Source organism: Streptomyces sp. T028, from assembly GCF_048159505.1.
Taxonomy (GTDB): domain Bacteria; phylum Actinomycetota; class Actinomycetes; order Streptomycetales; family Streptomycetaceae; genus Streptomyces.
The window spans coordinates 1-21610 of record NZ_JBLRVZ010000067.1; the positions used below are offsets into that span (position 1 = coordinate 1).

Sequence of the window (21610 nt, forward strand, 5' to 3'; positions counted from 1 at the left end):
GATCTTGGAAGCCGTGCCTGTCACGTTCCCGGAACCCCACCGAGCCAGCAGATCATCACGAACCGGACGTCAAGCAACTACGCCGGAGCCCTGGAGGTTGAGCAACGGTCCGATCCTAGTGGAGGCTCGGCTTCGACCTGTGCTAACGGTCACTTTCATGTGTGAAAGGATGAGGTCGCAGTTTTCATCCGTGGCGATCCGTTCCCATCCTTTTGAACCGGCGAGCAATTCGGTTCGCTCGTACATGAAGTGGGGACCTGGCAGGATTCTTTCTGAATCGACATGTGTAGCTAGACGGAGCTCAGTCGTGAGACGTTGAAACGCCTTAGCATCGTGCAGATCGAGGATGGAATCCTCGATCTCGTCGCGAACTTTAGGTAGTTCGAGCGGGTACGCAGGCGGTATGTGGAACAGATGAACTATCTTTGTAGCTCTGTGTTTAGGTCGCCGGGTCATGGCTTTACTATAGAAACCGAATGTCGCGTAAAAATCGGCTACTACATTCTCCGATATCAGCATGGCGACGTGCCAATACAATAGCAAGAGTTCACTGTGCTGATCGGCAAACGAAGCATCAAGCTCGAAGGTCACTCTCGCCTTGCGAGCTGGCATTTTGACTATGTCTCGTGGCACGTAAACAGAGCCGTGCACCAGCTTCGTGTCCTGAGGGTTGATTATGTCGATTTCATCAATGTGCTGCCAGGGCTGCGCGTCAATCTTGCCCAGCTCTTCCCTCACCGCGTTCCAATCGGCAGTTTCTTTTCCCGTAACCCCCAGATTGTGTTCTTTCTCTGCGAATATCTGAACCAGCGCGGTATGGAGAGTCGCGTCATCTAATGGGACAGTGATCTTAGGGAGTTCGTCAGCCAGTCGCTTTGCTTCTTTAGTGTTCAGGTCGAAGTGGGCATGGATGACGCCATGGAATACTCGTGCGGTTAGATCGTAGTCCAGGTAGGGGTACAATTTGCGCTCATAGAAAAAGTTGTCTACAGCCATGCAGAATAAGTGCTCATACAGGTGAGCAACCTGCTGTGAATTGTGTTGTTTGATCAAAATCATTTCAGTAATCGTGTTTCGTGCAGCTACCCGTCATCTCTGAGCGAGATGACGGGTAGCCTGGAGCGGGTTACCTGCTCCCGCTGGAACCGCCGCGCTGTCGACCCCTGTAGGTCGTGTTCTGGCGGTGGCCGCGCGTCTGGTTGTCGCGCTGTTCGGTCTGCGCCGAGTTGCGCCAGTCTTCGCCGAACCCGTCGAGGTCGCCGTTGTCACCCTGAAGGGCGCCACCAGCGAGACCGGGGTTCATGGACGACGTTGCGATGTTGAACGCGGCGCCTGCGGCGGCAGCTCCACGACGGAAGTTGTCGCGGCGATTGCGCTGGTTCTGCTGTCGCTCCTCGCGCTGACGCTGCCGCTCTTCACGCTCCCGCTGCTGAGCCTCGTAGAACTCCCTCTTCCGACGTTCCCAGTCGGAGACCGCCATGTTGTAGTTGGTCTCCATGAAGGTCCGCCTGGTTCCTCCAGCGCCGCTCGTGTAGTAGTCCGAGCGCTTCGGACGGGGCTCCTCGAAACGAGCCATGGGGATGCTCCTTAAGTGGAACATGATACTCGATAGACGAGCAAAACCGGGAATTGCCCCCGATCTGTATCTATTTATGACACATCTTCAAGTGCTTGCAAATGGTAAAATAAACAACATTCTTCACTGGTGGGGTCTAGCTGTTAAAAATCCCCGCCCCGGCGTCCTCTCGGATCGCCAGAGCGGGGAAGGGTATCCACCGCTACTCAGCGGCAATAACCCGCGCATTCCTCACCGTCGCGTACGTCTCCTCGTGGATAATGGCGTAGTTATACGCCTCCAACCAGGCAGAGAACGTAATCGCTTTACGCGACCACGGGCCGTCCGGGTGGTGCAGAAACTCCACGCTGTACGTCTCGGTTTCCAGCAGCAGTTCTATGAGCTGCTGAGGAACCGACTTTGTGAAGCCGCGCGAGTCCGGTGCTCCCGTGAGGATCGCGTCCCCACTGATATACGCCTTCCCACGGAGCCCCTTAGCGTGCTGCCACAGCAACACCGTGGCGCGCAGGTTAAAGGGCAACGACCAAAGCATCGCCTCGTCGTTTGCCAGAACCGAGGCCGGCGGGGTGTCGAAGTTGAACGCCTCGAACGAGCCGCCAACGATTCCTTGAATGGTTCCCACGTTCTCGGCGTCGACTTCAAGCCGCTGGATGGGCTGCTCCTCGTCGCAGGGGAGCAAGATGCTGGTAATCACCATGACCACGTACCTTCTCGACCGTGAGACTGCGTCTGAGGCGACGGTCGGACGCCCCAGAGTTCGGCCTCACGGGTGGCCAAAGTGAAAGCCCCCGCCCTGGATGACCCGCTCGGGCCACCAGGACGGGGTTTCCGCATTGCTGGGGAGCGCTCAGCAGATGCGGAGACTATGACCCATTGCCGTTACCGACACGGGTTCCGGGAACACGACCGCGCGTACCCCGAGCGTTCTTCAGAACTTCGCTCATGTTGGGCGCAGCCTGGTTGAACTCCTCCAGGGGAACATACGCATCGTGCTTGGTGCCGTCGGGCATTGTGATTTCGAGAATCACGAGGGTGTCGCTGATGTCCTTGAACTGCTTGAGCTCGGGGACGAGGACGTCCAATGCCTTCGACTGGTCGATGTCCGGGTGCTGCCGGACAACTACGGCGGCGAACTGCTTGTCGTCGCCCTGCTTACCGCTGAGATCTGAGACCTTCTGGCTGACGATTGCCATCTTTCTGCTCCACTCGGTGATGGGTGCTCGGCCGTGGGCTTTTCCCTCGGCCGTACTCTTATTAAGCCAAAACGATCTGCCACTGCGCTTGGCGAGTTTGGTCGGTGAGGGTTGCTGGCGTAAGAAATCCGAAAATGCTGTGCCGATTCGAAAGCTGACAGTTACGGTCGGACAGTGCAGTCAGTAGAACGAGGGGATCAAGCGCGCACTGCGGAGGGTGGCCGGCAGTGACCTGTTGGACGGGTTGATCAAGCTGGTCGCTCAGGGGCTGAGGAGCCCTCCAATCAACGGCAGCCGGTAGGAAAAATCTCTCGGCGACCACGACGCGCCGTGGGATCATCTGGTCATGGCAAGCCAGCTTGACGAGCCCGACGACGAGGGCCTGAGTGAGGACGAGTGGCGTAGGATCGCCCGCTTCGATGATGCGTTTACGGAGTACGCCGAGCGGGAGAGTAGGCGCTTGACTGAAGCCTTTGCGCCGCTGATCGAGGCGTACAACGCGCGCTTTCGTGATGCCTTTGCACCCCTCATCGAATACAACACCGCCTTCGGAGGAATCAGCTGTCGTATCGCTGAAGCGATGTCTCTCACGGCCAACTTCCCGTCGCCGGTAGTGGCAGCTGCGCAGGACGCGCTACAGCGGTTTGCTGAATACTCAACGTTCAACAGCACGATTCAGACCCTTGCTGAGACGGTTGGTCAGCACTTCCAGTCACAGTGGCAGGGGCTCTTTGAGTCGCTGGGCAACATTGCCGCGCGTATCTTTCCGGAAAACTGGGAAGGTGTCGATACACCGTCAATCGAAGATCTCGAACTAATCCTGATCGACGAGGGCATTCCCTTGATGTGGGTTCCCGGCCCCAAGGCGGTCGAGGCACTTATCAACGCTGACAATGCTTCGGCTCGACGTCGCATCATTGGCTCGCGCTGGAAGGGGATCGTGAGTGACTGTGAAACTGTCCTTGAAGAGGTAGATCACCCAAAGCTGCTCTCCGAGCGTGACTTTGCGTTGGACTGTGTTGATGCGCTTCGTGACGGACATACGAACCCCGCCCAGTCACTTGCGGCCAATCTCCTCGACACGGTCTTGAGCCATCTCGACAAGGACACCCGCAAGCTGCTCACAAAGAACAACTTTAAGCAGGGCGGGGATAAGTTCAGCCTAGATGACTACAAGTTCCGAGCCGCACTCACCTTCGCGCCCGTGTGGTGCGCACACGCCAAGTTCTGGGTAGACAAGGGCGATTCCATTCCGCGCACCTTTGGCCGGCATCCCAGCGTCCATGCCGTATCCCGGGCACAGTACAGCCGGATCAACGCCGTCATTGGTCTCATGGTCGTGACGTCGGTGCTCAAGTTCTTCGATACGCAGATGTCCAGCTAGATCATGGGTATAGAGAGGCGTAGTACGCAACTGGCCTCACAGGAGTCACGGCAGACGGCGCACTTTCTTTCATGCGCTTCGTCAATGGCTCACATGCGCCCCTATGGTCGGCCTTCATCGGATGGGTCGTTCGGTGGAACACTTGCCGCCCGAGAGCAAGGAGGCAACTGTGCGGTTGAATCATGTAGTAGGAGTCGTTCTAGTGCTTACCCTGATCACTTCATGCGGAAAGGCCAGGGAAGCCAGGTCTGGCCATGACACCCCGCTGGCTAGTGATACTCCTTCTTCAGTCAACTCGATGGAATCTATGATTGTCGGACATACCTGGGAGCCTCACAGTTTGCACATCCCGTGTTTGCCTCCATGGGGAATCTCCTCTGTGGAAGCAGAGCTTGACGGGATCACCCGCCGAACCATCGTCTTCGGAAGGGATGGTTACATAACCACAACCAATGAGCAGGTACCTCCAGACCCGGCCGGGCCAAACGTGGATACTTTTACGTACGTCATTGGAGGGTCCATGCTCCTGGAGAGAAGCGGGTTTCGCGTGACTAAGTGGGAGATACGGAATCTCTCGGGTGAGAGCGTGACGCTAAATGAACTTCCGTCCGGACAGTCGTGCCAGCTTGATCGCGTCGACTGATTTCGGTCTCCCGTTACTCATTGGATGTCACTGCAAAACTCTTTACACTCACCTGAGTTCGGTAACTCCACAGCCCGACCCGGCCACCGGCAAGGAATCTGTTGTCTTGACCGCTGAACATCAGGCCGCCATCGACGAAGAGCTTAATTTTCGTACCCTTCACCTCAACCTTGTACGTGTGCCAGTCGTACCCCGGCTTGAATGCCGTCGCCTTGATCACCGACGCTTGGCCATCAGCGGTCCACAGGACTGCAACATAATTGGCGGAAGCGTTAGAGCACGAGAAAATGCCGACTGCGGCGCAATGTCCGAGGCCGTATCCGCCGTCCTCACCCTCGTCTGGTGCTCGTACGACGAGGCCGAATGAGGCAAGGGCCGAGATGTTCTCGTTCGAGTACTTATCTTTTCGGATTTCAGCCTCGACGATGTAGTCGTCATTTGAGTCGAGGACTACGGGGGCGACCGCTGTAATAGTCGTCCTGCTGGACTCTCCGTTGTTGACGAGCATTCCGCCGGAAACCTTCCACCCTTCAGTCTCACTCCATCCCCCGCCGGCACCCGACCAGTCGGCTTTATAGAGAAGTCTCGGTCCTTTTGGTTCCGTTGGTGAGGGTGATACTGATCCTGTGAGTGTAGGCGAGGGTGAATCATCCTCGGTTGGGGCAGGAGAAGTCGGGTCCCCGTTGGGTGATTCTGTTATCGGCGGACTGTATGGAATTAACGTGGGGCTCGGCTTCTCCTTTGTGCTTCCCATTGCCCAGTCGACGATACCTACGAGCGACATCCCTGTTGTAAAGTTGAGTATCGTCATGATGCTTGCGACGAGGCCGATTGAGCCGATGATAGTTATCTTTGTTTTGTTGCGTCCAATGACTTCCCTCAGCCGCTGTAGCACACCCGCCCCCTTATTGACCCACCGTCGTAGGTGGCATCCTAACGTCGGTCGGCTGTGTGGTGGATATTCCTTCATGGGTGATGCCCAAATGTCACTTTGAGCGATGCAGCTTTCACATCTGTCACTCGCGCTTTGTGCTACTCGTGGCGCGCGGCTTAAGAGATCGAACGTGGGTACGTGTTGTCGCACACTTGTTTGGTGACTATCGAGATTCGCGGATGCGTTTGTTGGCCTATGTGAATCGAGTTAGATTTGTTCTATAATTGAGCTCAGAGAGAATCATCCATGCCATCGCAAGAATTGAAGAGACCGGCGTCAATGAAGCAGCCAGCTCACAAACCAAAGCTGACCGCTGCTGAAGTTGCGGCAAAGAAATGGGCCGAAGCGCAGGCGGCAAAGATGCCTGCGCTTCGGCCCGAGCAAGTGAAGCGGATCGGCCAGGTTATTGGCGCGGCACCACTTGCAACCGATCAGGATTGAATCGGTTGCTTCCCCGCGTGGCGGGATTCAAGATAATCGCCTCGAAGTTCTCGGCCGCTATTGTGCGCCGTTGGTCGGTGACGAGTGTCGGCCAGGCGTCACGGATATTGGTTGTCTTTGGAGCTGCCTGCCTGCGTAGGTGGGTAGAACGTTCCTTGAGGAGCGCGGCAATCTCGGCCTCCACCTTGCGTATCTCGGGCCAGATGTACGCACCCATGTCGGGGTTGTCCTTGAACTGGGCGAGGAGGTTCTCTTTGGTGGCTTCACACTTCTTGAGGTCGTCTTCGCCCTGCCACGGTGTGGCCGTGGTCGTGATCGGCTGCTGGTCGAGCCGCTCAAAGATGAGCTCGGTTATCAGGTTGTCTATAGCGACACCCGAGCCGCACACCTTGCCGCAACCACCCGACGCCGGACCCTTGCAGGCGTAATCAAAGCGCCCGGCCGGTTTCGGTTGGACGGTGAGCTTCTTACCGCAGTTGCCGCACCGGATGATCGTGGACAGCATCTGCGACGCCTTGCCTCGGTTGGTTTGGTTCTGCTGCGGTCGGTCGGGGCCCGTCAGGATCTCGACGACCCTGCGCCATGTCGGCTCGTCCGGGATCGCTGGGTACTGTCCCTTGACCGGTTGGCCGTTCTCGTCCATCAAGTACCGTTCGTGAAGCGGTTTGTCCTGAGGCCCGTAGACACGCCACCCCACCATGCGGGGACTGGCCATCATGAGGACGAACGTCCGACGCCGCCATGGGTTGCCCTTGGTGGTGACCCTTCCCGACTCGTTCCACTTGCGCAGGATCGTGGAGTACCTGACGCCTGCCAGCATCAGGCGGGCGGCAGCTCGGATCTGCACTGCTTCCCGGTGGTTCAGGGTGCGCTTGTCTTCGTTCCATCCAAATGGACGGTTGCCACCTACCGGGATGCCCCGTACTGCGCGTGACCAGTGGCTCTGTTCTCCCCGCCGGGACGTCGCACTCGATTGCTTACCGGCCATCGTGACCAACATCCGAGCGTTGTCGCGGCCGTTCTCGGTCAGCAGGTCGAGCGTTCCCGTTATGTCGACCACCGGACGCGTGTAGTGCTCGGTGACTTCGCAGACGTCTTCCAGCGTGCGCATGTCGCGCGTCAGACGGTCGAGGTCGAGCACTACCAAGCCGTCTACCTTAGTGTTCTTATCGAACCCTTCGGCCGGGATGAATTGGCCGGACACCGGGCCACCGGCCCTGAGGTCATCCAGAGCGCCGTAGAGCACTGGCCGGATTACCCGGTACTTGTAACTGCCGTCCGCTTGCTTGATGCGCCTTTTCTTCCAGGCGGACGTGTCCGGCTCGTTGTATGTGCCGACGTAGGTTCCGCCCAGGCGCTCGATGTACTCGCGGGTGAACCGTTCCTGTTCTTCACGGTTGTTGATGTCGCCACCCGTGAAGACCGGACGGCTGTTGTAGTCGGCATCGTCAAGCAGCTCGAAGGAGAGGCGCACCAACCCCGCGAAATGCAGGCCGCGTAGGTCGCGACGTTGTACGCGGTCGATAAGACGCTGTTGGTCGGTGCTGTTCAGTTGTGCTTGCACTGCGTGATCTCCTGTTACTCATAGTAACATTGATCACATGTTTGCGTACAGTGCTGCGGGCAGCGGACGACTCTGTGGTGGGACCTCCCCCTCATCGACTCCTACCGGCTGATGCACCGCATGTACCGCATCCCGGACGCCCGTTACCGCGAGAACCTCGACCGTCTGGTCGAACTCCTCGACCTGGAAACCCTGTTGGACGTCCCCGTACGGCAGCTCTCCCTCGGTCAGCGGATGCGCGGCGACATCGCGGCGGCCCTGCTGCACGATCCCGAGGTGCTCTACCTGGACGAGCCGACGATCGGCCTGGACGTCGTCTCCAAGGCGCGGGTGCGGGAGTTCCTGCGCGAGCTGAACGCCGAGCGCGGCACGACGGTCCTGCTCACCACCCATGACCTCCAGGACATCGAGCAACTGTGCTCACGGGTCATGGTCATCGACCACGGCCACCTGGTCTACGACGGTCCGCTCGCCGGGCTGCACGAGGCGGGCGAGAGCGAGCGGACCCTGGTGGTGGACCTGGAGCGGGAGCTGCCGCCGATCGAGGTGGTCGGTGCGCAGGTGGTGAGGGTGGAGGGGCCGAGGCAGTGGCTGGCGTTCCCGGCGTCGGCGTCGGCGGCCCCGCTGGTCGCGCGGATCGCGGCGGAGTATCCGCTGGTGGACCTGTCGGTGCGGGAGCCGGACATCGAGGCCGTGATCGCGAAAATGTACGTCGAACGTGATGCCGTAGTGCCGGGCGCCCAGAGCTCGTAGGCTGCTGGGTATGACCGACGACGCCGCAGTCCCGGACCTCCGCGCATCCGACGCCGACCGTGAACGGGTCGCCGAGGTCCTGCGGGACGCCCTCGCCGAGGGGCGGCTCGACATGGCGGAGTTCGAGGAGCGGCTGGAGCAGACGTACCGGGCGCGGACGTACGGCGAGTTGACGCCGATCACCCGGGACCTGCCGGCGCCCGGGGTCACGCCCGCCGTCTCCCTGCGCAAGGAGCCGGTGCCGGAGGGCAGTTGGGCCGGACGGATCGTGGGCGGCGAGGGTACGTCGACCAAGGCGATCGCGGTGATGTCGGGCTTCCAGCGCAGGGGGCGCTGGGTCGTTCCCCGGCGGTTCACCGCGTTCGCGTTCTGGGGCGGCGGGGAGATCGATCTGCGGGAGGCGGACTTCGCGGCCGGTGAGGTCGAGATCAACTGTGTGGCGATCATGGGCGGGGTGCAGATCGTGGTGCCGCCGGGGGTGGAGGTCGTGATCCGCGGGATCGGGATCATGGGGGGCTTCGACCAGCGGGAGACGGGGGTGCCGGGGGAGGCGGGGGCGCCTCGGGTGATCGTGGGCGGGTTCGCGTTCTGGGGTGGGGTGGGGGTGGAGCGGAAGCCGAGTCGGGCGGCGCGCAAGCAGGCGAAGCTGGAGCGGAAGGCTGCGCGGGGGGAGCTGGGGGAGGGGCCAGGCGCTGCTCGCTGAGGGGTGCCGCTGCGCCCACCCGTGCCGCCCCAGCGGCACGATTGCCCGCAGCTAGGTCTTGATGTCCTCCAGGTTCAGGGTTTCTGCCATCTTCTGGTAGCCCAGGTCGCTTGGGTGGAGGTGGTCGCCCGAGTCGTACTCCGGGCGGAAGCTGCGGGGGTCGTACGGGTCGCGGAGGGCCTTGTCGAAGTCGACCACGGCGTCGTACACCCCGCCCTCGCGGATCGCCTCGTTGATCCGCTGTCGTATCTCGTCGCGGGCCTTGCTGTAGCCGCCGTGGCCGCGGAACGGGGTGAGGGTGGCGCCGACGACCTTGATGCCGTGGGCGTGGGCGCGGTCGGCGAGGGTGCGCAGGCCGGCCACCACCGCGTCCGGGTCGGCGAGCCGGGGGTTGCGGAGGATGTCGTTGATGCCGAGGTCGATGACGACGACCTTGACGTTCGTCCGGTCGAGGACGTCCCGTTCGAAGCGGTTGAGGCCCGAGGCGCCGCGGCGGGGGTCGTCGGCGAGAACCCGGTTGCCGCTGATGCCCGCGTTGACGACGCCGGAGCGGACGGTGGCGCGCAGCCGGTCGGCGAGGACGTCGGGCCAGCGGCGGTCGGCGTTCGCGGTGGAGGTGACCCCGTCGGTGATGGAGTCGCCGAGGGCGACGATCGTGCCGGCGGCCTCGGTGCTGAGGACGTCGAGCGCGGTGAGGTAGCGCCAGTACGCGGTGGTGCCGGTGTACGCGGCGCCGGTCTCGTCCGCGGTGTACTCGCCGTCGGCGACATAGCTGGTCTGCCGGGCGTGCGGGTGGTAGGTGACCGGTCCGGAGGAGGTGGGGGAGTACGTGCTGACGACGATGTCGGAGTCGTGCGGGACGGCGAGGGGGACCGCGTCGCTGACGGTCTGGCCGCCGGGCGGGACGGTGACCGTGCCGGCGCCGCCGAAGGTGATCCGGCGCAGGGTGCCGGGGGTCACCGCCGGGCCGTCCTCACCGGCGGCGACGGCGAGGGTGGCGTGGGTGATGGTCAGCGGGCGGGTGCCGTAGAGGTTGGACAGCGTGACGCGGGCGCTCGTGCCGCCGACGCTGGTGTGCACGACGTTGCGGACCGTGCGGCCCGCCATGCCGGTCGTCTCGGTGCCGGGTTCGCCGCCGGCGGGGGAGGTGCCCCAGGTGCCGACCCAGACACCGGTGGGGGCCGGGGCGGCGTCGGGTGCCGTGGCGACGGCGAGGGCACTGTCGGTGCGCGGGCCGCGGCCGTGGCCCGCGGCGGCCCCGGCGTAGATGGCGCCGGACAGGACCACGACGAGCGCGACGACCGCGCCCAGCAGTGTGCGGTGCTTTGTGGGGGACACCCCCACACCCCCGTCCTTTCGCCTGGTCATGCGGGTGTTTCTCCTCGGTGCGGGAGCGTGAGGCTCCGGCGGACAACGCAGGAGTTCACCGTCGAGCTCCGCCGCACGAATTCCCCCGTACGAATGACGTCGGGAACTCTTGTTCCGTTCCGGGAGTCGGTCAAGCAGGGACAATGTTTGCGTGCGGGACACGGGGGACCGGGGAACGGGTGGAGTTGATGGATCGTACGGATGCGGTACCGACCGGAAAGACTCCGGCGCGCGCGATGACCGTCTTCAGCGCCGCCGACGAGGAGAAGCGGCGCGGTGTACGGCGGATGAAGGTGACCGCCGCCGGGCTGCTGCTGTTCGTCGCCGTGGTGTACGGGCTCGCCGAGTGGGCGTCCCACCAGGGTGCCGGTCCCTGGGCGGGGTATGTGGCGGCGGCGGCCGAGGCGGGCATGGTGGGCGCGCTGGCCGACTGGTTCGCGGTCACGGCCCTCTTCCGCCATCCGCTGGGCCTGCCCATCCCGCACACGGCGATCATTCCGAACAAGAAGGACCAGCTGGGTGTCTCGCTCGGTGAGTTCGTCGGCGAGAACTTCCTCTCCCAGGACGTCGTACGGCAGCGGCTGCGCTCCGTCGGCATCGGCACCCGCTTCGGCGCCTGGCTGGCCGAACCGGAGCACGCGGACCGGGTGACGGAGGAGCTCGCGACGGCCCTCAGGGGCGCCCTGACGGTGCTGCGCGACTCGGACGTCCAGGCGGTGGTCGGCGAGGCGATCACCCGGCGGGCCGACGCCCAGGAGATAGCGCCCGGCATGGGCAAGATGCTGGAGAAGATCGTCGCCGACGGCGGGCACCGGCGGGCGGTGGACCTGGTGGTGGCGCGGGCCTACGACTGGCTGGTGCTGCACGGCGACTCGGTGATGGACGCGGTCGAGGGCGGCGCCCCCGGCTGGACCCCCCGTTTCGTCGACAAGCGGATCGGCGAGCGCGTCTACAAGGAGCTGCTGCGCTTCTGCGCCGAGATGCGCGACATGCCCTCCCACCCGGCGCGGGGCGCCCTGGACCGCTTCCTCACCGACTTCGCCTCCGACCTGCAGTCCGACACGGACACCCGGGCCCGGGTGGAGCGGCTCAAGGGCGAGGTGCTGGGCCGGGGCGAGGTCCAGGACCTGATCGCGTCCGCCTGGACCGCCGTACGCTCCATGATCGTCGCGGCGGCGGAGGACGAGCGCAGCGAGCTGCGGCTGCGGGTGCGGGCCTCGCTGCTCACCCTGGGCGCGCGGATGGCGACCGAGCCGAAGGTGCAGGAGAAGGTCGACGGCTGGGTCGAGGGCGCGGCGGTGCACGTGGTGACGACGTACCGGAAGGAGATCACCTCCCTGATCACCGACACCGTGGCGGGCTGGGACCCGGAGCACACCACCCGCAAGATCGAGGCCCACATCGGCCGCGACCTGCAGTTCATCCGTATCAACGGCACGGTGGTCGGCTCCCTGGCAGGCCTACTGATCTACACGGTTGCGCGAGCCCTGGGCGCGTAGACCACCCCCGCGCAACTGCGGGCAGCCGTGCCGCTGCGACGGCGCCGTGCCGCTGCGGGCAGTCGTGCCGCTGGGGCGGCACGGGTGGGCGCAGCGGCACCCCGCGAGCGCGGGGAAGCGACACCCACCCCCGGCCGAGACCAGCGAACGACGCCTACTCGGCGACCCGCTTGTTCCGCTCCCGCCGACGCAACAGCAGCAGTCCCCCCGCGAGAGCGGTGATCCCGGTGGCGGCAGTCCAGGCGACGACATCGCTGGACCCAGTGGCAGCAAGGTCCCCGCTCCCGCCCTGCGCACTCTTCCCACCGGACCCGGACCCGGACCCGGACCCGGACGCAGAGGACGCAGCAGAGGCGGACGCAGACGCGGAGGGACTACTCGAAGCCCCACCGGAAGCCTCACCGGCCCCCTTGCCGGACGCACCGCTCACCCTGTCCCGAGTGAACGCCAACGTCCCGAACCCCAACTGGTCGTACCCCCCACTGTTGGGCCCATAGTCCCCACCCCCACCCTCAGGCGCCGCCTTGGCCGCGATCTGCGTGAGATACGGCGCTGACAGCCCCTTCCGCTTGGTGTAGTGGTTGGCGATCATCGCCCAGATGGGACGCGTCATCGTCGGGTCCACCCCGGCCGCGGCGGAGGCGGTCTCACTCCCGGACCACCCGTTCACCGCCCCCTTCCGCCGCGTGTTCGCGGTGTACGTGACCTTCCCGCCCATGCTCCACTTGGCCACGTACTGGGCACCCTTGAGGAAGCGGTTGTCGTCGTACCCGTACAGATCGATGCCCTGGTTCCAGGCCATCTCGCACACGGTCCCCATCAGCCCCACCCCGAGCAGCGCGTGCCCCTGGTCGCGGCCGGCCTCCAGCCATTCGGCGAGGCCGTCCTCGTGGACGACGGGGATGGCGTTCTTCACGGAGCCGAGCCCGGCGCCGTGCTTGAAGTACTCCACGGCCTGCTCGACCTTCGCGCTGTCGTCGCAGAAGATCCCGGTCGCGAGGACGCAGGCGATGGCGGTGAGGTCCCAGTTGGGCCAGTAGTTGGTGATGACGGCGCCGTTGTGCTTGACGAGGAAGCTCTCGCTGAGCGGCGAGAACACGGTCTTGAGCATCTTCTGGAAGCGTTCGAGTTCGAAGTCCGGCCGGTCCCGGACGAGTTCGGCGGCGTTGGCGGCCTGGTAGCCGTACAGCCCGGCGGCGAGGAACCGGTCGGCGGAGCCGGCGAGCGAGGTGAGCGTCCCGGACCAGGCGTTGAGGATCGCGACGGCGGTGTCGGCGTGGGCGCTGTCGCCGCCGACGTGGTAGCGCAGGCCGTTCTGGTAGGCGGCGGCGAGGTCCTTGAAGAGGAGCGTGTAGTTCTCGGGCGTGCCCGAACCCCGGTACACGGTCTGCTGCGGCCGGGGCGCCCAGTCGCTGTGCGACCGCCCGTTGGCGGTCAGCCTCGCGTATCCGGCGGTGTAGGGCGCGGCCCCCGCCTTCACCTTGGCGGCCATCCGGTCCAGGTCGGCGCGGGTGTGCAGCAGCCCGGGGTGGGCGTAGCCCGCGGCGCTCGCCGAGGGGGCGGCGGTGACACCGAGGGCGGTGGCCCCGGCCGCCACCCCGGTGGCCTTCAGCATGCTGCGGCGGCTGATCTGCAGAGGTCGAGTCAGGTGCATGCCCAAGGAGACGGGCGGCACCCCACCGGATAACGAAAACTGGCCCCCGGGCGGTCATCTGGATGGACAGCTTCGGCCTCCCCGTCAGGCCGGCGGCCTACCGCCCCGTGCGTCGCGGGACGTACTCCGACGCGCCGTCCTATTCGGTGAATGCGGTGAAGGAGAGCGCCTTGTCGAATCGGCCGGCGGCGAGGTCGTCGTGGCGGATCAGGAAACGCGCGTGGTAGACCTCGTCCCTCGGCTCGAACTGGGCAAGCGGCACCCACTCGCGCATCACCCGAAGAGCCTCCTCCTCCAGGCGCAGATGCCACTCGTCCGGCGGGACGACGAGTTCGCCGGCCTTTTCGCGTGCCTCAAGGATGTCCTCCGCCATCCTGGTCTCCGGAGTGGTGTACATGTTGTCGGTCGCAAGCTCGCCGATGCCCATGGAGTACCCGCCGAGACAGACGTCGGCGCCTTTGCCTTCCGGCCAGAGCTCTCTGACCAGGGCGCAGAGTTCGTTTCTGTGGGCCAGGTCGCGAGCCAGGTGCTCCTGGCCGTCGGACTGCGAAGCCTCGTCGTCGTCCTCGAACCAGCTGGGCAGTTCCGCGTTGACCGTGGCGAAGAGGTCGTACTCCCGGCCGACGAAGCCGAGCGTCGTGTTGCAGAACATCTCCTCGTCGTGGTCGGGCTCCTCCGCTGTCGCGGTGTCGGTGCCGGCCGGCACATACACAATCCGCGCGAACTTCTGCTCGTCGGCGACGGAATAGGTGTCGTAGGCCCACTCGTGGTGCAGGAAGAGGAGCAGCGAGCCGTCCGCCGGCAGGGCGAGGCCGTCCACTCCGGGAAGCGCCGCACAGTCGAAGGAGGCGAAGAACGGCAGCGGCCCGTTCTCGGAGGACGGCCACTCCATGCCCACCGGCAGCCGGGGCAACCCGCCGCTTCGCCCGACCGGAGCGCCGTCGGGGCGCCCGCTTGCCCAGATCGCGAATCGTAAGAACTCGGAGAACCTGCCGACCTCATCCTCCGGGATGCCCCGTTCGATCGCCGCGCGATGGAATTGCTGGTGATAGTCCATGGCTGCGCATGGTACTTACCCGCAGGAGGCATGCACCGCCGGCCCGCACAGGCTCGGCCACCCACTCACGCCGCGCCGTCCGCCTGTTCCGTCTCGAACGGAGGTGAAGGGGAAGAGACCAGGTACTCACGGACCAATCAGGTACTCACGGACTCTCACGAACGCTCACGCCCCGGTCGTGGACCCCGGCCGTACGATCATCAGAATCGTCACCGTCGCCCACAGCAGGTTGAAGATCCCGGTGAACATGGCGAGCCGGACGGTGGTCTCCCGGCTGCCCTCGCCCTCGACCAGGACCTCCTGCCGGGGCAGGACCAGCACGAGCAGCACCCCGGCCGCCAGTACGGTCAGCGCGCTCGACGCGACCACCCAGGCGTCGCCCATCACCCCCATCGCGCCCGCCGTGGCGAACCCGAACACGGGGACGGCGATGCCGACGGCGGCGTACACCTGGCAGATCCGATGCAGCAGCCGTACGGTCGCGCCCGCGCGTTCGTCGTCGGGTGCCGCGAGGAAACGGCGGGCGGCGGGCGGGAACATGCTGGCGGCGACGGTGACGGGACCGACGGCGACGATCGCGGCGAGGACATGGACGGCGAGCAGGAACTTGGTCACGGCCCGACGCTAGGCGGCACCGGGATCCCGGAGAAGTGGCGGCATTGCCAGGCACCGACAGATTCTCGCCACGGGACGGCGTAGGTCATCGGGCCTCGCAGGCCACCGGGGTCCCGTTGGCGGGCAGCCGTCGTATGCCTACGCCGCCGGGTTCCCCCCAGACCCGTGCGATGCGCGCGCTCAGCGCCCGTGCTTTGCACCATGGCGAGGTCGACGGAGTGCCGGACCAGGCCGTGCTCACCGCGACGGCCTGCCCCCACACTCAACTTTTCGTGTCGGAGTCAACCTCAGGGCGCGTCGGATATATCCAGCTTGTTCACCTTGATGCGAGAGGTGTCGAACTCCCAGGCGACATAGAACTTGCCCGGCGCGTACTCGTCGGCCATCGGATACGTGTCCCAGCCGGCGCCCGTGGTGCCCTGCTGATCGGGGTCCAGTTCGCTGGAGGGGCCGTCGGCGAAGAGCTTGGCGGCGCTCCAGGCCGCGCCGGGGCGTTTGGTCTTGTAGTTGAGAGCCGGACGTGTGATGGTGCTCGTGCCGGTCGTGTAGAGGTACAGGTACTGGCCGCTGCTGTCCTTGCCGAAGTAGCTCCTGGCCACGTCGTAGCTCGGCAGGTTGGTGTCGGCGGTGAAGGACGTCCAGGTCAGGCCGCCGTCGGAACTCGTGGCCGTCATGGCGTTGGCGTTGGCGGCGCGGGCCACCATGACCAGCTTGTTCGGGTCGTCCTGCGAGACGGCGATCTGGTTCTCACCGGCCATGACGCCTGTGGCGTTCCCGTTCGGGACGGTGCCGCCCTTCGTCCAGGTCTTCAGGTCCGGGTCCGAGGAGATCAGTACCCCGTTCTCCCGCCCCGTCCCCCAGTACGGGAGGACGTGGTTGCCGTTCGCCAGTTTGAGCGGGCGGCCGGAGATGGCGAGGTTGCCGATGGCCGGCACGGTGACGGGGTAGTCCTGCCAGGTGTGGCCCTCGTCGGTACTGTGTTTGACGAGGGTGGCGGTGATCGGAAGGCCGTCGTTGTTCCAGCCGTTCCCGTCGGTCTCGCTCGTGTCCGCGATCGGGGTGCGCCCGAGGAAGGCGAACAGCTCACTGCCCGACTTGTAGAGCATCACGTAGTGCCAGGCGTACTGGTCGGTCTCCTGCGCCAGCGTCTGGGGACGGCTCCAGGTCGCGCCCCCGTCGGTGGTGTACGAGTACCGCATGTAGCCCATGTCCCTGTTGCCGGGCCTGAGGCCTTCCCGCCACGCCACGACCGCGTTGTTCGCGCTGGTGCTGATGATGTCGGGGGTGCGGGGGCCGTCGCCCCCGGTGGCCGTGTTGATGTAGACGCTCTTCTCGGCCGATGTGCCCTCGGCGGAAGCCGGGCCCGGCATGAGGAGGCTGGTCAGGACGGCGAGGACGAGTGCGGTCAGGAGCGCGGTCCAGGCCCGCTTGCGGTTCACCACAGCCATTGCCGGTCCAGGTTCGGGGTCTCGTCGTTCAGGGCGTCGCAGTTCCACTGGATGGCCTCCGTGCCGGCGGTCGTGGTGCTGTTGGGGATGGCCAGGCACAGGCCGGTCTTCGCGTTCCTCAGCTGGTCGATCCCGTCGTGGACCCAGACCTGCTCGTCGTTCTGTTCCTCGTCGCACGGCCACTGGATGGCCTTGACGCCGAGCGTCGTGCTGCCGCTGGGAATGGCCAGGCACTTGCCGCTCGCCTTGTTGACCACGTGGTAACCGCCGGCGGTCATCGGCTGCAGCGACCAGTAGTTGCTGTCGCTGTTGCTGCACGACCACTGGATCATCACGGTGCCGTTGTCCGGGCTGGAGGCGGGGTTGGCCAGACAGAGGCCGGTGCCCATGTTGTAGAGGCGGGCGTTGACGACCGCCTCGGCAGCCGCAGCCGAGGCCGGGACGGCGAGTGAGGAGCCCGTGAGCAGGGGCGCGCTGAGCAGGGCGACGGCGGCCACGGGGGCGACGTGTCTTCTCATACGGGAGTTTCCTTAGCTGTATCTGCTGTTCGACGACGAGGGAGCGGCCCTCGCGGGAGGGCCGCTCCGGACGCTCCTACCAGAGCCACTCCTGGTCGTTACTGGTGGTGCAGGTCCACTGGATGGCCTCGGTGCCGTTGGCCGTACTGGTGTTGGGGATGGCCAGGCACTTGCCGCTGTTCAGGTTGTGCAGACGGTCGGCGCTGTCGTAGATCCAGACCTGCTCGCTGCCCCCGTCGCAGGGCCACTGGATGGCCTGGGTGCCGTTGGCCGTGCTGGCGTTCGGTATGGCGAGACACTTGTCGCTGTTCTGGTTCCGGATGACGTACCGGTCGCCGTTTCCGCCTTCCACCCACTCCAGTTGCCACTGCTGTTCGCTGTTGCCGGTGCACGTCCACTGGATCAGACCGACGCCGTTGGCCTTGCTCGCGTTGGGGACGGCCAGACACTTTCCGGTTCCGAAGTTGAGGAGCGTGGCGTAGGCGGTCGCACCCGCGTTGGCGGGTGTGGCGAAGGCCAGGGTGCTCACGACCGTGGCTGCGAGCGCGGAGACTCTCGTGATCATTTTCATGGACATGACAGTGGAGCTCCCTTGTGTCTGTGAACGGGACAGGCCGAGCGACTGCCAGATCAGCATGTGTGGCCACCAGCGGGGCTGTCGTTAGCGGTGAGTCCACGGCGACTTTGGCGGTGGATCTACTCCGCTACGGCGAGTGCCTGGAGCCGGTATTCCCTGGGCGAGACTCCGTAGGCGGAGCGGAAGGCGCGGCTGAGGTCGGAGGCGCGGGGCAGACCCCAGCGGGCGGCGATGACGTGGATCGGCGTGGCACGCAGCGCGGGGTCAGCCAGGTCGCGGCGGGCCCCCTCCAGCCGCTGGCCCCGGATCCAGGCCGCGACCGTCTCGCCCTGCGTCTGCTCCTGGAACAGCCGGTGCAGATAGCTGACGGAGATGTGGTGCGCGGCGGCGATCGCCGGCGGGGTCAGCCCCGGGTCGTGCAGGTTCTGCCGGATGAACTCCCGGATCCGCAGGGTCAGGGCCCGTTGACGTGTCTCCGGTGCCAGTGCGGCCTCCGCCTCCAGAGGCTGGGCGAACCAGACCGACAGCAGGTCGAGCAGGATCGTGCCCAGGCGAGGCGCGTCGGACGGCTGGAGGGAGCCGGCCTGCTGGCTCAGCCCGATGAGGAAGTCCGTCAGCAGGGCGCCCGCCCCCTCCCGCCCCGACAGACGTCTGCCCAGCAACTCCCGGACCCGGTCCGGTGACACGGGCAGCAACACCTTGGGCACCTCCACGCCCACCCCGGTGATGAGGTGACAGCTCCCGTCGTCCGGCGGCCGTACGTCGTAGGGCCGGGAGCTGTCGGACACCCACAGGTCGCGCGGGCCGTAGGTGCTGGTCCGCCCGACGTGGTCGAGCCCCAGCCTGCCCCCGAGCATTACCGACAGGTGGTACTGCTCGGGATCGGACTGCCGGATCAGCTTCGTGCTCCGCCGGTATCGCGTAGGCAGGAACGACACCGGCCACACGGTCACCGGACCCAGCTCCAGCAGCCGCTGCTCCGCCCAGTAGTCGGCGGCGTGGTCACTGCTCATCTCGCTGGGCGCGATGGTTCGGCTCATCAGCTCCCGCCAATAGTCGAACCTGTCCTCCACGGCCACGTCCGTGCTCCGGAACACCGTCCCGATCATTCCGCCCCCCACCACCGGCGTCCCCACCGGTCCCCGTCTCCCGGCGAAGACTATTTCAGCTCCCGCCCGGCTGATTCGGGCGGGGCAGTCGCTGAGGCAGTCGAGCGGCAGACCCGCGCGACGCGCGAGCTGAGCGCCCGTGCGTTCCCCAAGCCCGACGCGGCGTCGGCCTCGATCGAGGCCGCCCCCCCCGTTGGCGGGAATCCGTCGTATGCACGGCCTCTCGCCGTTTCCTAGGCTCTGGCCATGCACACCGTGGCCGTACTGGCGCTGGACGGGGTCATCCCCTTCGATCTGTCCGCCCCCATCGACACCTTCGGCTGGGCCCGGCTGCCCGACGGCCGCGAGGCCTACCGGGTGCGGGTCTGCTCGCCCGAGCCGGGCGGGGAGGTACGGGCGGGGGCGTTCACCGTGCGCGCACCGTACGGCCTGGAGGCGCTCGCGGAGGCGGACACGATCGTGCTGCCCGGTGTCGCGGACCCGCCGCTGGTACTGCCGCCGGGCGTGGCCGAGGCGCTGCGTGAGGCGGCCGCGCACGGCACGCGCATCGCCTCGGTCTGCGTGGGCGCGTTCCTGCTCGCCGCGACCGGGCTGCTGGACGGCCTGCGCGCGACGACCCACTGGATCGCCGCACCGGACCTCGCGGCCAGGTACCCGAAGGTCACCGTCGACCCGAACGTCCTCTACGTCGACAACGGCCAGTTCCTCACCTCGGCGGGCGCGGCCGCCGCCATGGACATGTGCCTGCACATGATCCGCAAGGACCACGGCTCGGCGGTCGCCGCGCACACGGCCAGGATGTCGGTCATGCCGCTCGAACGGGAGGGCGGCCAGGCCCAGTTCATCGTCCACGACCCGCCGCCGGCGCCCGCCGGGGCCACCCTGGAGCCGCTGCTGTCCTGGCTGGAGGACCACTGCGAACGCGACCTGACCCTGGATCAGATCGCGGCGCGGGCCGGCATGAGCAGCCGTACCCTCAACCGCCGCTTCCGCGAACAGACCGGGACGACCCCGCTGCAGTGGCTGCACCGGGCGCGGGTACGGCGGGCCCAGCACCTGCTGGAGACGACGGCGCACCCGGTGGAACGGATCGCCGCCCAGGCGGGCTTCGGCTCCCCGACGGCGTTCCGGGAACGCTTCCGCCGGGTGGTGGGGACGAGCCCACAGGGGTACCGGAAGTCGTTCAGATCAGGGGCGGATGCAGAAAGCGCCTATTGAGTTCCGATAGAAACCTATTGATTTTCGATAGCTCTCGATCGACAATCGATACATGCATCGACTCTTCGTCGCCGCGCTGCGCGCCGGCATCATCGCCGCCTTCCTCGGCGGCCTCTTCGGTCAGATCGTCGTCATCCCCGGCACCGCCGCCGACGAGGTGGACCAGTTCCCGCCGTACGAGCCCTTCGCCCTGCCCTACGCCACCGTGGCGATACTCGGGGTGCTCTGCGTCCAGGTCGTACTCGTCGCGCTGTGGATGCTGCTCGGAATGATCGAACGCGACGCGATCTTCACGACGCGGGCCTTCCGCTGGGTCGACGTCATCATCGGCGCCGCGGTCGCGGCCACCCTGCTGGCACTCGGGATCACGGGCCATCTGGCCTTCGCCGACATCCCCACGCCCGACGGCAACATGCAGATCATCAGCGCCCTCGGTGCGGCGGGCCTGTCGGTCGGGGTGGGGGCCGCGTTCGCGATGCTCGTCGTCGTGATGCGCGGACTGCTGCGCAAGGCGACCGACCTGCAGACAGAGATCGCCGAGGTCGTGTGATGGCGATCGTCGTCGACCTCGACCTGCTGCTGGCCCGCCGCGGCCTGTCGGTGGGCGAGTTCGCCGAGGCCGTCGGCATCACCCCCGCCAACGTCGCCGTCCTGAAGAACGGCCGCGCCAAGGCGGTCCGCTTCACCACCCTCGACGCGATCTGCCGCACCCTCGACTGCCAGCCCGGCGATGTGCTCCGGTGGGTGCCGGAGCCGGACGAGGGTGCGGAGAGCTCCTGAGAGGGAGAACTCCTGAGAGGGAGAGCTCCTGAGGGGGAGAGCTCCTGAGGGGGAGAGCTCCTGAGCGGGAGGGCTCCTGAGAGGTCGGGCGGCCGGGTCAGCCCCGCCGGTCCGCCACCGCCCACGAGGCCAGCGCGACGGCACCCGCCACACCGAAGACGGCGGGCCAGGCGCCCACCTTCTTCGCCAGGGGATGCGACCCGGCGAAGGCGGCGACGTACGCGGCGCCCAGCGCCCCCGCTGCCTTCCCGCCCGCCCGCTCCCGCCACTGCTGAGCGGCAGCGGCCCCCGCGACGGCCAGTACGGCCCCGCCGAGCTGCCGCTTCTTCGTCCACCGGGCCACCCCGTACCCACCGACGAGCCCGCCGGCCGCGATCACCGAGCTGGGAACCCTCGCCATGCCTGCCTCCTACCTCAAGGTCCTGCTTCTCGCTGAGAGCTTCTTCTCGCTACGAGGCTAACCACGTCGTACCCGACACCAGGACGGAGCCCCGGCTTGCCCACCACCACGACCCCCGACGGCACGACCCTCGCCTACCGCGACGAGCACCCGGCCGGTCCGTCCGCGCTACCCCC

The 21610-nt window shown here is 65.9% G+C and carries 21 protein-coding genes and 1 pseudogene; 7 read left to right on the plus strand and 15 right to left on the minus strand.

Annotated features, from left to right (window positions below; all coding sequences use genetic code 11):
• Window positions 1-69 precede the first annotated feature (69 nt).
• The 4 genes from ACLZN2_RS45645 to ACLZN2_RS45660 form a co-directional block, all read right to left on the minus strand.
• Entirely contained in the window at window positions 70-1059 is a 990-nt protein-coding gene (locus ACLZN2_RS45645) for a hypothetical protein (RefSeq protein WP_416985894.1), read from the minus strand.
• A gap of 67 nt (window positions 1060-1126) precedes the next feature.
• Window positions 1127-1576 carry a hypothetical protein gene (locus ACLZN2_RS45650; protein WP_416985896.1) on the minus strand — a complete coding sequence of 150 codons (450 nt, stop codon included), beginning with the start codon at window positions 1574-1576 and terminating at the stop codon, window positions 1127-1129.
• 202 nt (window positions 1577-1778) lie between these two features.
• Entirely contained in the window at window positions 1779-2273 is a 495-nt protein-coding gene (locus ACLZN2_RS45655; protein ID WP_416985898.1) for a DUF3846 domain-containing protein, read from the minus strand.
• A gap of 166 nt (window positions 2274-2439) precedes the next feature.
• Entirely contained in the window at window positions 2440-2769 is a 330-nt protein-coding gene (locus tag ACLZN2_RS45660; protein ID WP_416985900.1) for a hypothetical protein, read from the minus strand.
• Between the two features lie 346 nt (window positions 2770-3115).
• Between ACLZN2_RS45660 and ACLZN2_RS45665 the strand changes: the two genes are divergently transcribed.
• Window positions 3116-4153, plus strand: a complete 1038-nt coding sequence (locus ACLZN2_RS45665; protein WP_416985901.1) for a hypothetical protein — start codon at window positions 3116-3118, stop codon at window positions 4151-4153.
• Between the two features lie 656 nt (window positions 4154-4809).
• Here the strand turns inward: ACLZN2_RS45665 and ACLZN2_RS45670 are convergent.
• Together ACLZN2_RS45670 and ACLZN2_RS45675 are read right to left on the minus strand one after the other, a co-directional pair.
• On the minus strand, window positions 4810-5691 hold the full coding sequence (locus ACLZN2_RS45670) for a family 16 glycoside hydrolase (protein WP_416985902.1): 882 nt from the start codon (window positions 5689-5691) through the stop codon (window positions 4810-4812).
• Between the two features lie 442 nt (window positions 5692-6133).
• The gene (locus ACLZN2_RS45675) at window positions 6134-7735 is read right to left on the minus strand and encodes a recombinase family protein (protein WP_416985904.1); all 1602 of its coding nucleotides are present in this window, start codon (window positions 7733-7735) and stop codon (window positions 6134-6136) included.
• A 57-nt stretch (window positions 7736-7792) separates the two neighbouring features.
• Between ACLZN2_RS45675 and ACLZN2_RS45680 the strand changes: the two are divergent.
• A pseudogene (locus tag ACLZN2_RS45680) lies at window positions 7793-8488 on the plus strand (AAA family ATPase); the annotation flags it as partial.
• Between the two features lie 10 nt (window positions 8489-8498).
• Complete coding sequence (locus ACLZN2_RS45685; RefSeq protein WP_416985905.1) at window positions 8499-9191, plus strand: DUF1707 SHOCT-like domain-containing protein; 693 nt, start codon at window positions 8499-8501, stop codon at window positions 9189-9191.
• 51 nt (window positions 9192-9242) lie between these two features.
• Here the strand turns inward: ACLZN2_RS45685 and ACLZN2_RS45690 are convergent, their stop codons facing one another.
• Window positions 9243-10559, minus strand: coding sequence for an SGNH/GDSL hydrolase family protein (locus ACLZN2_RS45690; protein ID WP_416985906.1), 1317 nt, complete (start codon window positions 10557-10559; stop codon window positions 9243-9245).
• 188 nt (window positions 10560-10747) lie between these two features.
• Between ACLZN2_RS45690 and ACLZN2_RS45695 the strand changes: the two genes are divergently transcribed.
• Window positions 10748-12058 (plus strand): DUF445 domain-containing protein, encoded by a 1311-nt coding sequence (locus ACLZN2_RS45695; RefSeq protein ID WP_416985908.1) that lies wholly within the window; start codon window positions 10748-10750, stop codon window positions 12056-12058.
• 154 nt (window positions 12059-12212) lie between these two features.
• On the opposite strand, the gene ACLZN2_RS45700 is transcribed toward ACLZN2_RS45695, so the two are convergent.
• From ACLZN2_RS45700 to ACLZN2_RS45730, 7 genes are all read right to left on the minus strand, one after another.
• On the minus strand, window positions 12213-13673 hold the full coding sequence (locus tag ACLZN2_RS45700) for an alginate lyase family protein (protein WP_416985909.1): 1461 nt from the start codon (window positions 13671-13673) through the stop codon (window positions 12213-12215).
• A 178-nt stretch (window positions 13674-13851) separates the two neighbouring features.
• A complete protein-coding gene (locus tag ACLZN2_RS45705; RefSeq protein WP_416985911.1) occupies window positions 13852-14769 on the minus strand; it encodes a DUF1963 domain-containing protein in 918 nt (305 codons plus the stop codon).
• Window positions 14770-14934: 165 nt separating this feature from the next.
• Window positions 14935-15384: a hypothetical protein gene (locus ACLZN2_RS45710; protein ID WP_416985913.1), complete on the minus strand. Its 450-nt coding sequence runs from the start codon at window positions 15382-15384 to the stop codon at window positions 14935-14937.
• Between the two features lie 287 nt (window positions 15385-15671).
• Window positions 15672-16832 (minus strand): exo-alpha-sialidase, encoded by a 1161-nt coding sequence (locus ACLZN2_RS45715; RefSeq protein WP_416985914.1) that lies wholly within the window; start codon window positions 16830-16832, stop codon window positions 15672-15674.
• Window positions 16820-17350: an RICIN domain-containing protein gene (locus tag ACLZN2_RS45720; protein ID WP_416985916.1), complete on the minus strand. Its 531-nt coding sequence runs from the start codon at window positions 17348-17350 to the stop codon at window positions 16820-16822. The genes ACLZN2_RS45715 and ACLZN2_RS45720 overlap by 13 nt, the downstream gene beginning before the upstream one ends.
• Before the next feature lie 76 nt (window positions 17351-17426).
• A complete protein-coding gene (locus tag ACLZN2_RS45725; protein WP_416985918.1) occupies window positions 17427-17927 on the minus strand; it encodes an RICIN domain-containing protein in 501 nt (166 codons plus the stop codon).
• Between the two features lie 119 nt (window positions 17928-18046).
• Window positions 18047-19036 carry a helix-turn-helix domain-containing protein gene (locus ACLZN2_RS45730; RefSeq protein WP_416985919.1) on the minus strand — a complete coding sequence of 330 codons (990 nt, stop codon included), beginning with the start codon at window positions 19034-19036 and terminating at the stop codon, window positions 18047-18049.
• A gap of 246 nt (window positions 19037-19282) precedes the next feature.
• Here ACLZN2_RS45730 and ACLZN2_RS45735 point away from each other — a divergent pair, with 246 nt between their 5' ends.
• Genes ACLZN2_RS45735 through ACLZN2_RS45745 form a run of 3 tightly spaced genes read left to right on the plus strand, consistent with a single transcriptional unit; the run spans window position 19283 to window position 21034 of the window.
• On the plus strand, window positions 19283-20254 hold the full coding sequence (locus ACLZN2_RS45735) for a GlxA family transcriptional regulator (RefSeq protein ID WP_416985921.1): 972 nt from the start codon (window positions 19283-19285) through the stop codon (window positions 20252-20254).
• Window positions 20255-20306: 52 nt separating this feature from the next.
• Window positions 20307-20804 (plus strand): DUF2975 domain-containing protein, encoded by a 498-nt coding sequence (locus tag ACLZN2_RS45740; RefSeq protein ID WP_416985923.1) that lies wholly within the window; start codon window positions 20307-20309, stop codon window positions 20802-20804.
• Entirely contained in the window at window positions 20804-21034 is a 231-nt protein-coding gene (locus ACLZN2_RS45745) for a helix-turn-helix domain-containing protein (protein ID WP_416985924.1), read from the plus strand. Before ACLZN2_RS45740 ends, ACLZN2_RS45745 begins: the two co-directional genes overlap by 1 nt.
• 97 nt (window positions 21035-21131) lie before the next feature.
• Here ACLZN2_RS45745 and ACLZN2_RS45750 read toward each other — a convergent pair whose 3' ends face one another.
• Window positions 21132-21434 (minus strand): hypothetical protein, encoded by a 303-nt coding sequence (locus tag ACLZN2_RS45750; protein WP_416985926.1) that lies wholly within the window; start codon window positions 21432-21434, stop codon window positions 21132-21134.
• Window positions 21435-21610: the final 176 nt, after the last annotated feature.

Excerpts from the sequence above, each read along its gene's own strand:
- ACLZN2_RS45660 (WP_416985900.1), bottom strand. The coding sequence starts at position 2,769 with ATGGCAATCGTCAGCCAGAAGGTCTCAGATCTCAGCGGTAAGCAGGGC.
- ACLZN2_RS45745 (WP_416985924.1), top strand. The coding sequence starts at position 20,804 with ATGGCGATCGTCGTCGACCTCGACCTGCTGCTGGCCCGCCGCGGCCTG.
- ACLZN2_RS45740 (WP_416985923.1), top strand. The coding sequence starts at position 20,307 with ATGCATCGACTCTTCGTCGCCGCGCTGCGCGCCGGCATCATCGCCGCC.
- ACLZN2_RS45695 (WP_416985908.1), top strand. The coding sequence starts at position 10,748 with ATGGATCGTACGGATGCGGTACCGACCGGAAAGACTCCGGCGCGCGCG.
- ACLZN2_RS45730 (WP_416985919.1), bottom strand. The coding sequence starts at position 19,036 with ATGATCGGGACGGTGTTCCGGAGCACGGACGTGGCCGTGGAGGACAGG.
- ACLZN2_RS45645 (WP_416985894.1), bottom strand. The coding sequence starts at position 1,059 with ATGATTTTGATCAAACAACACAATTCACAGCAGGTTGCTCACCTGTAT.
- ACLZN2_RS45735 (WP_416985921.1), top strand. The coding sequence starts at position 19,283 with ATGCACACCGTGGCCGTACTGGCGCTGGACGGGGTCATCCCCTTCGAT.
- ACLZN2_RS45750 (WP_416985926.1), bottom strand. The coding sequence starts at position 21,434 with ATGGCGAGGGTTCCCAGCTCGGTGATCGCGGCCGGCGGGCTCGTCGGT.
- ACLZN2_RS45690 (WP_416985906.1), bottom strand. The coding sequence starts at position 10,559 with ATGACCAGGCGAAAGGACGGGGGTGTGGGGGTGTCCCCCACAAAGCAC.
- ACLZN2_RS45705 (WP_416985911.1), bottom strand. The coding sequence starts at position 14,769 with ATGGACTATCACCAGCAATTCCATCGCGCGGCGATCGAACGGGGCATC.
- ACLZN2_RS45725 (WP_416985918.1), bottom strand. The coding sequence starts at position 17,927 with ATGTCCATGAAAATGATCACGAGAGTCTCCGCGCTCGCAGCCACGGTC.
- ACLZN2_RS45665 (WP_416985901.1), top strand. The coding sequence starts at position 3,116 with ATGGCAAGCCAGCTTGACGAGCCCGACGACGAGGGCCTGAGTGAGGAC.
- ACLZN2_RS45720 (WP_416985916.1), bottom strand. The coding sequence starts at position 17,350 with ATGAGAAGACACGTCGCCCCCGTGGCCGCCGTCGCCCTGCTCAGCGCG.
- ACLZN2_RS45715 (WP_416985914.1), bottom strand. The coding sequence starts at position 16,832 with ATGGCTGTGGTGAACCGCAAGCGGGCCTGGACCGCGCTCCTGACCGCA.
- ACLZN2_RS45685 (WP_416985905.1), top strand. The coding sequence starts at position 8,499 with ATGACCGACGACGCCGCAGTCCCGGACCTCCGCGCATCCGACGCCGAC.
- ACLZN2_RS45655 (WP_416985898.1), bottom strand. The coding sequence starts at position 2,273 with ATGGTGATTACCAGCATCTTGCTCCCCTGCGACGAGGAGCAGCCCATC.
- ACLZN2_RS45700 (WP_416985909.1), bottom strand. The coding sequence starts at position 13,673 with ATGCTGAAGGCCACCGGGGTGGCGGCCGGGGCCACCGCCCTCGGTGTC.
- ACLZN2_RS45650 (WP_416985896.1), bottom strand. The coding sequence starts at position 1,576 with ATGGCTCGTTTCGAGGAGCCCCGTCCGAAGCGCTCGGACTACTACACG.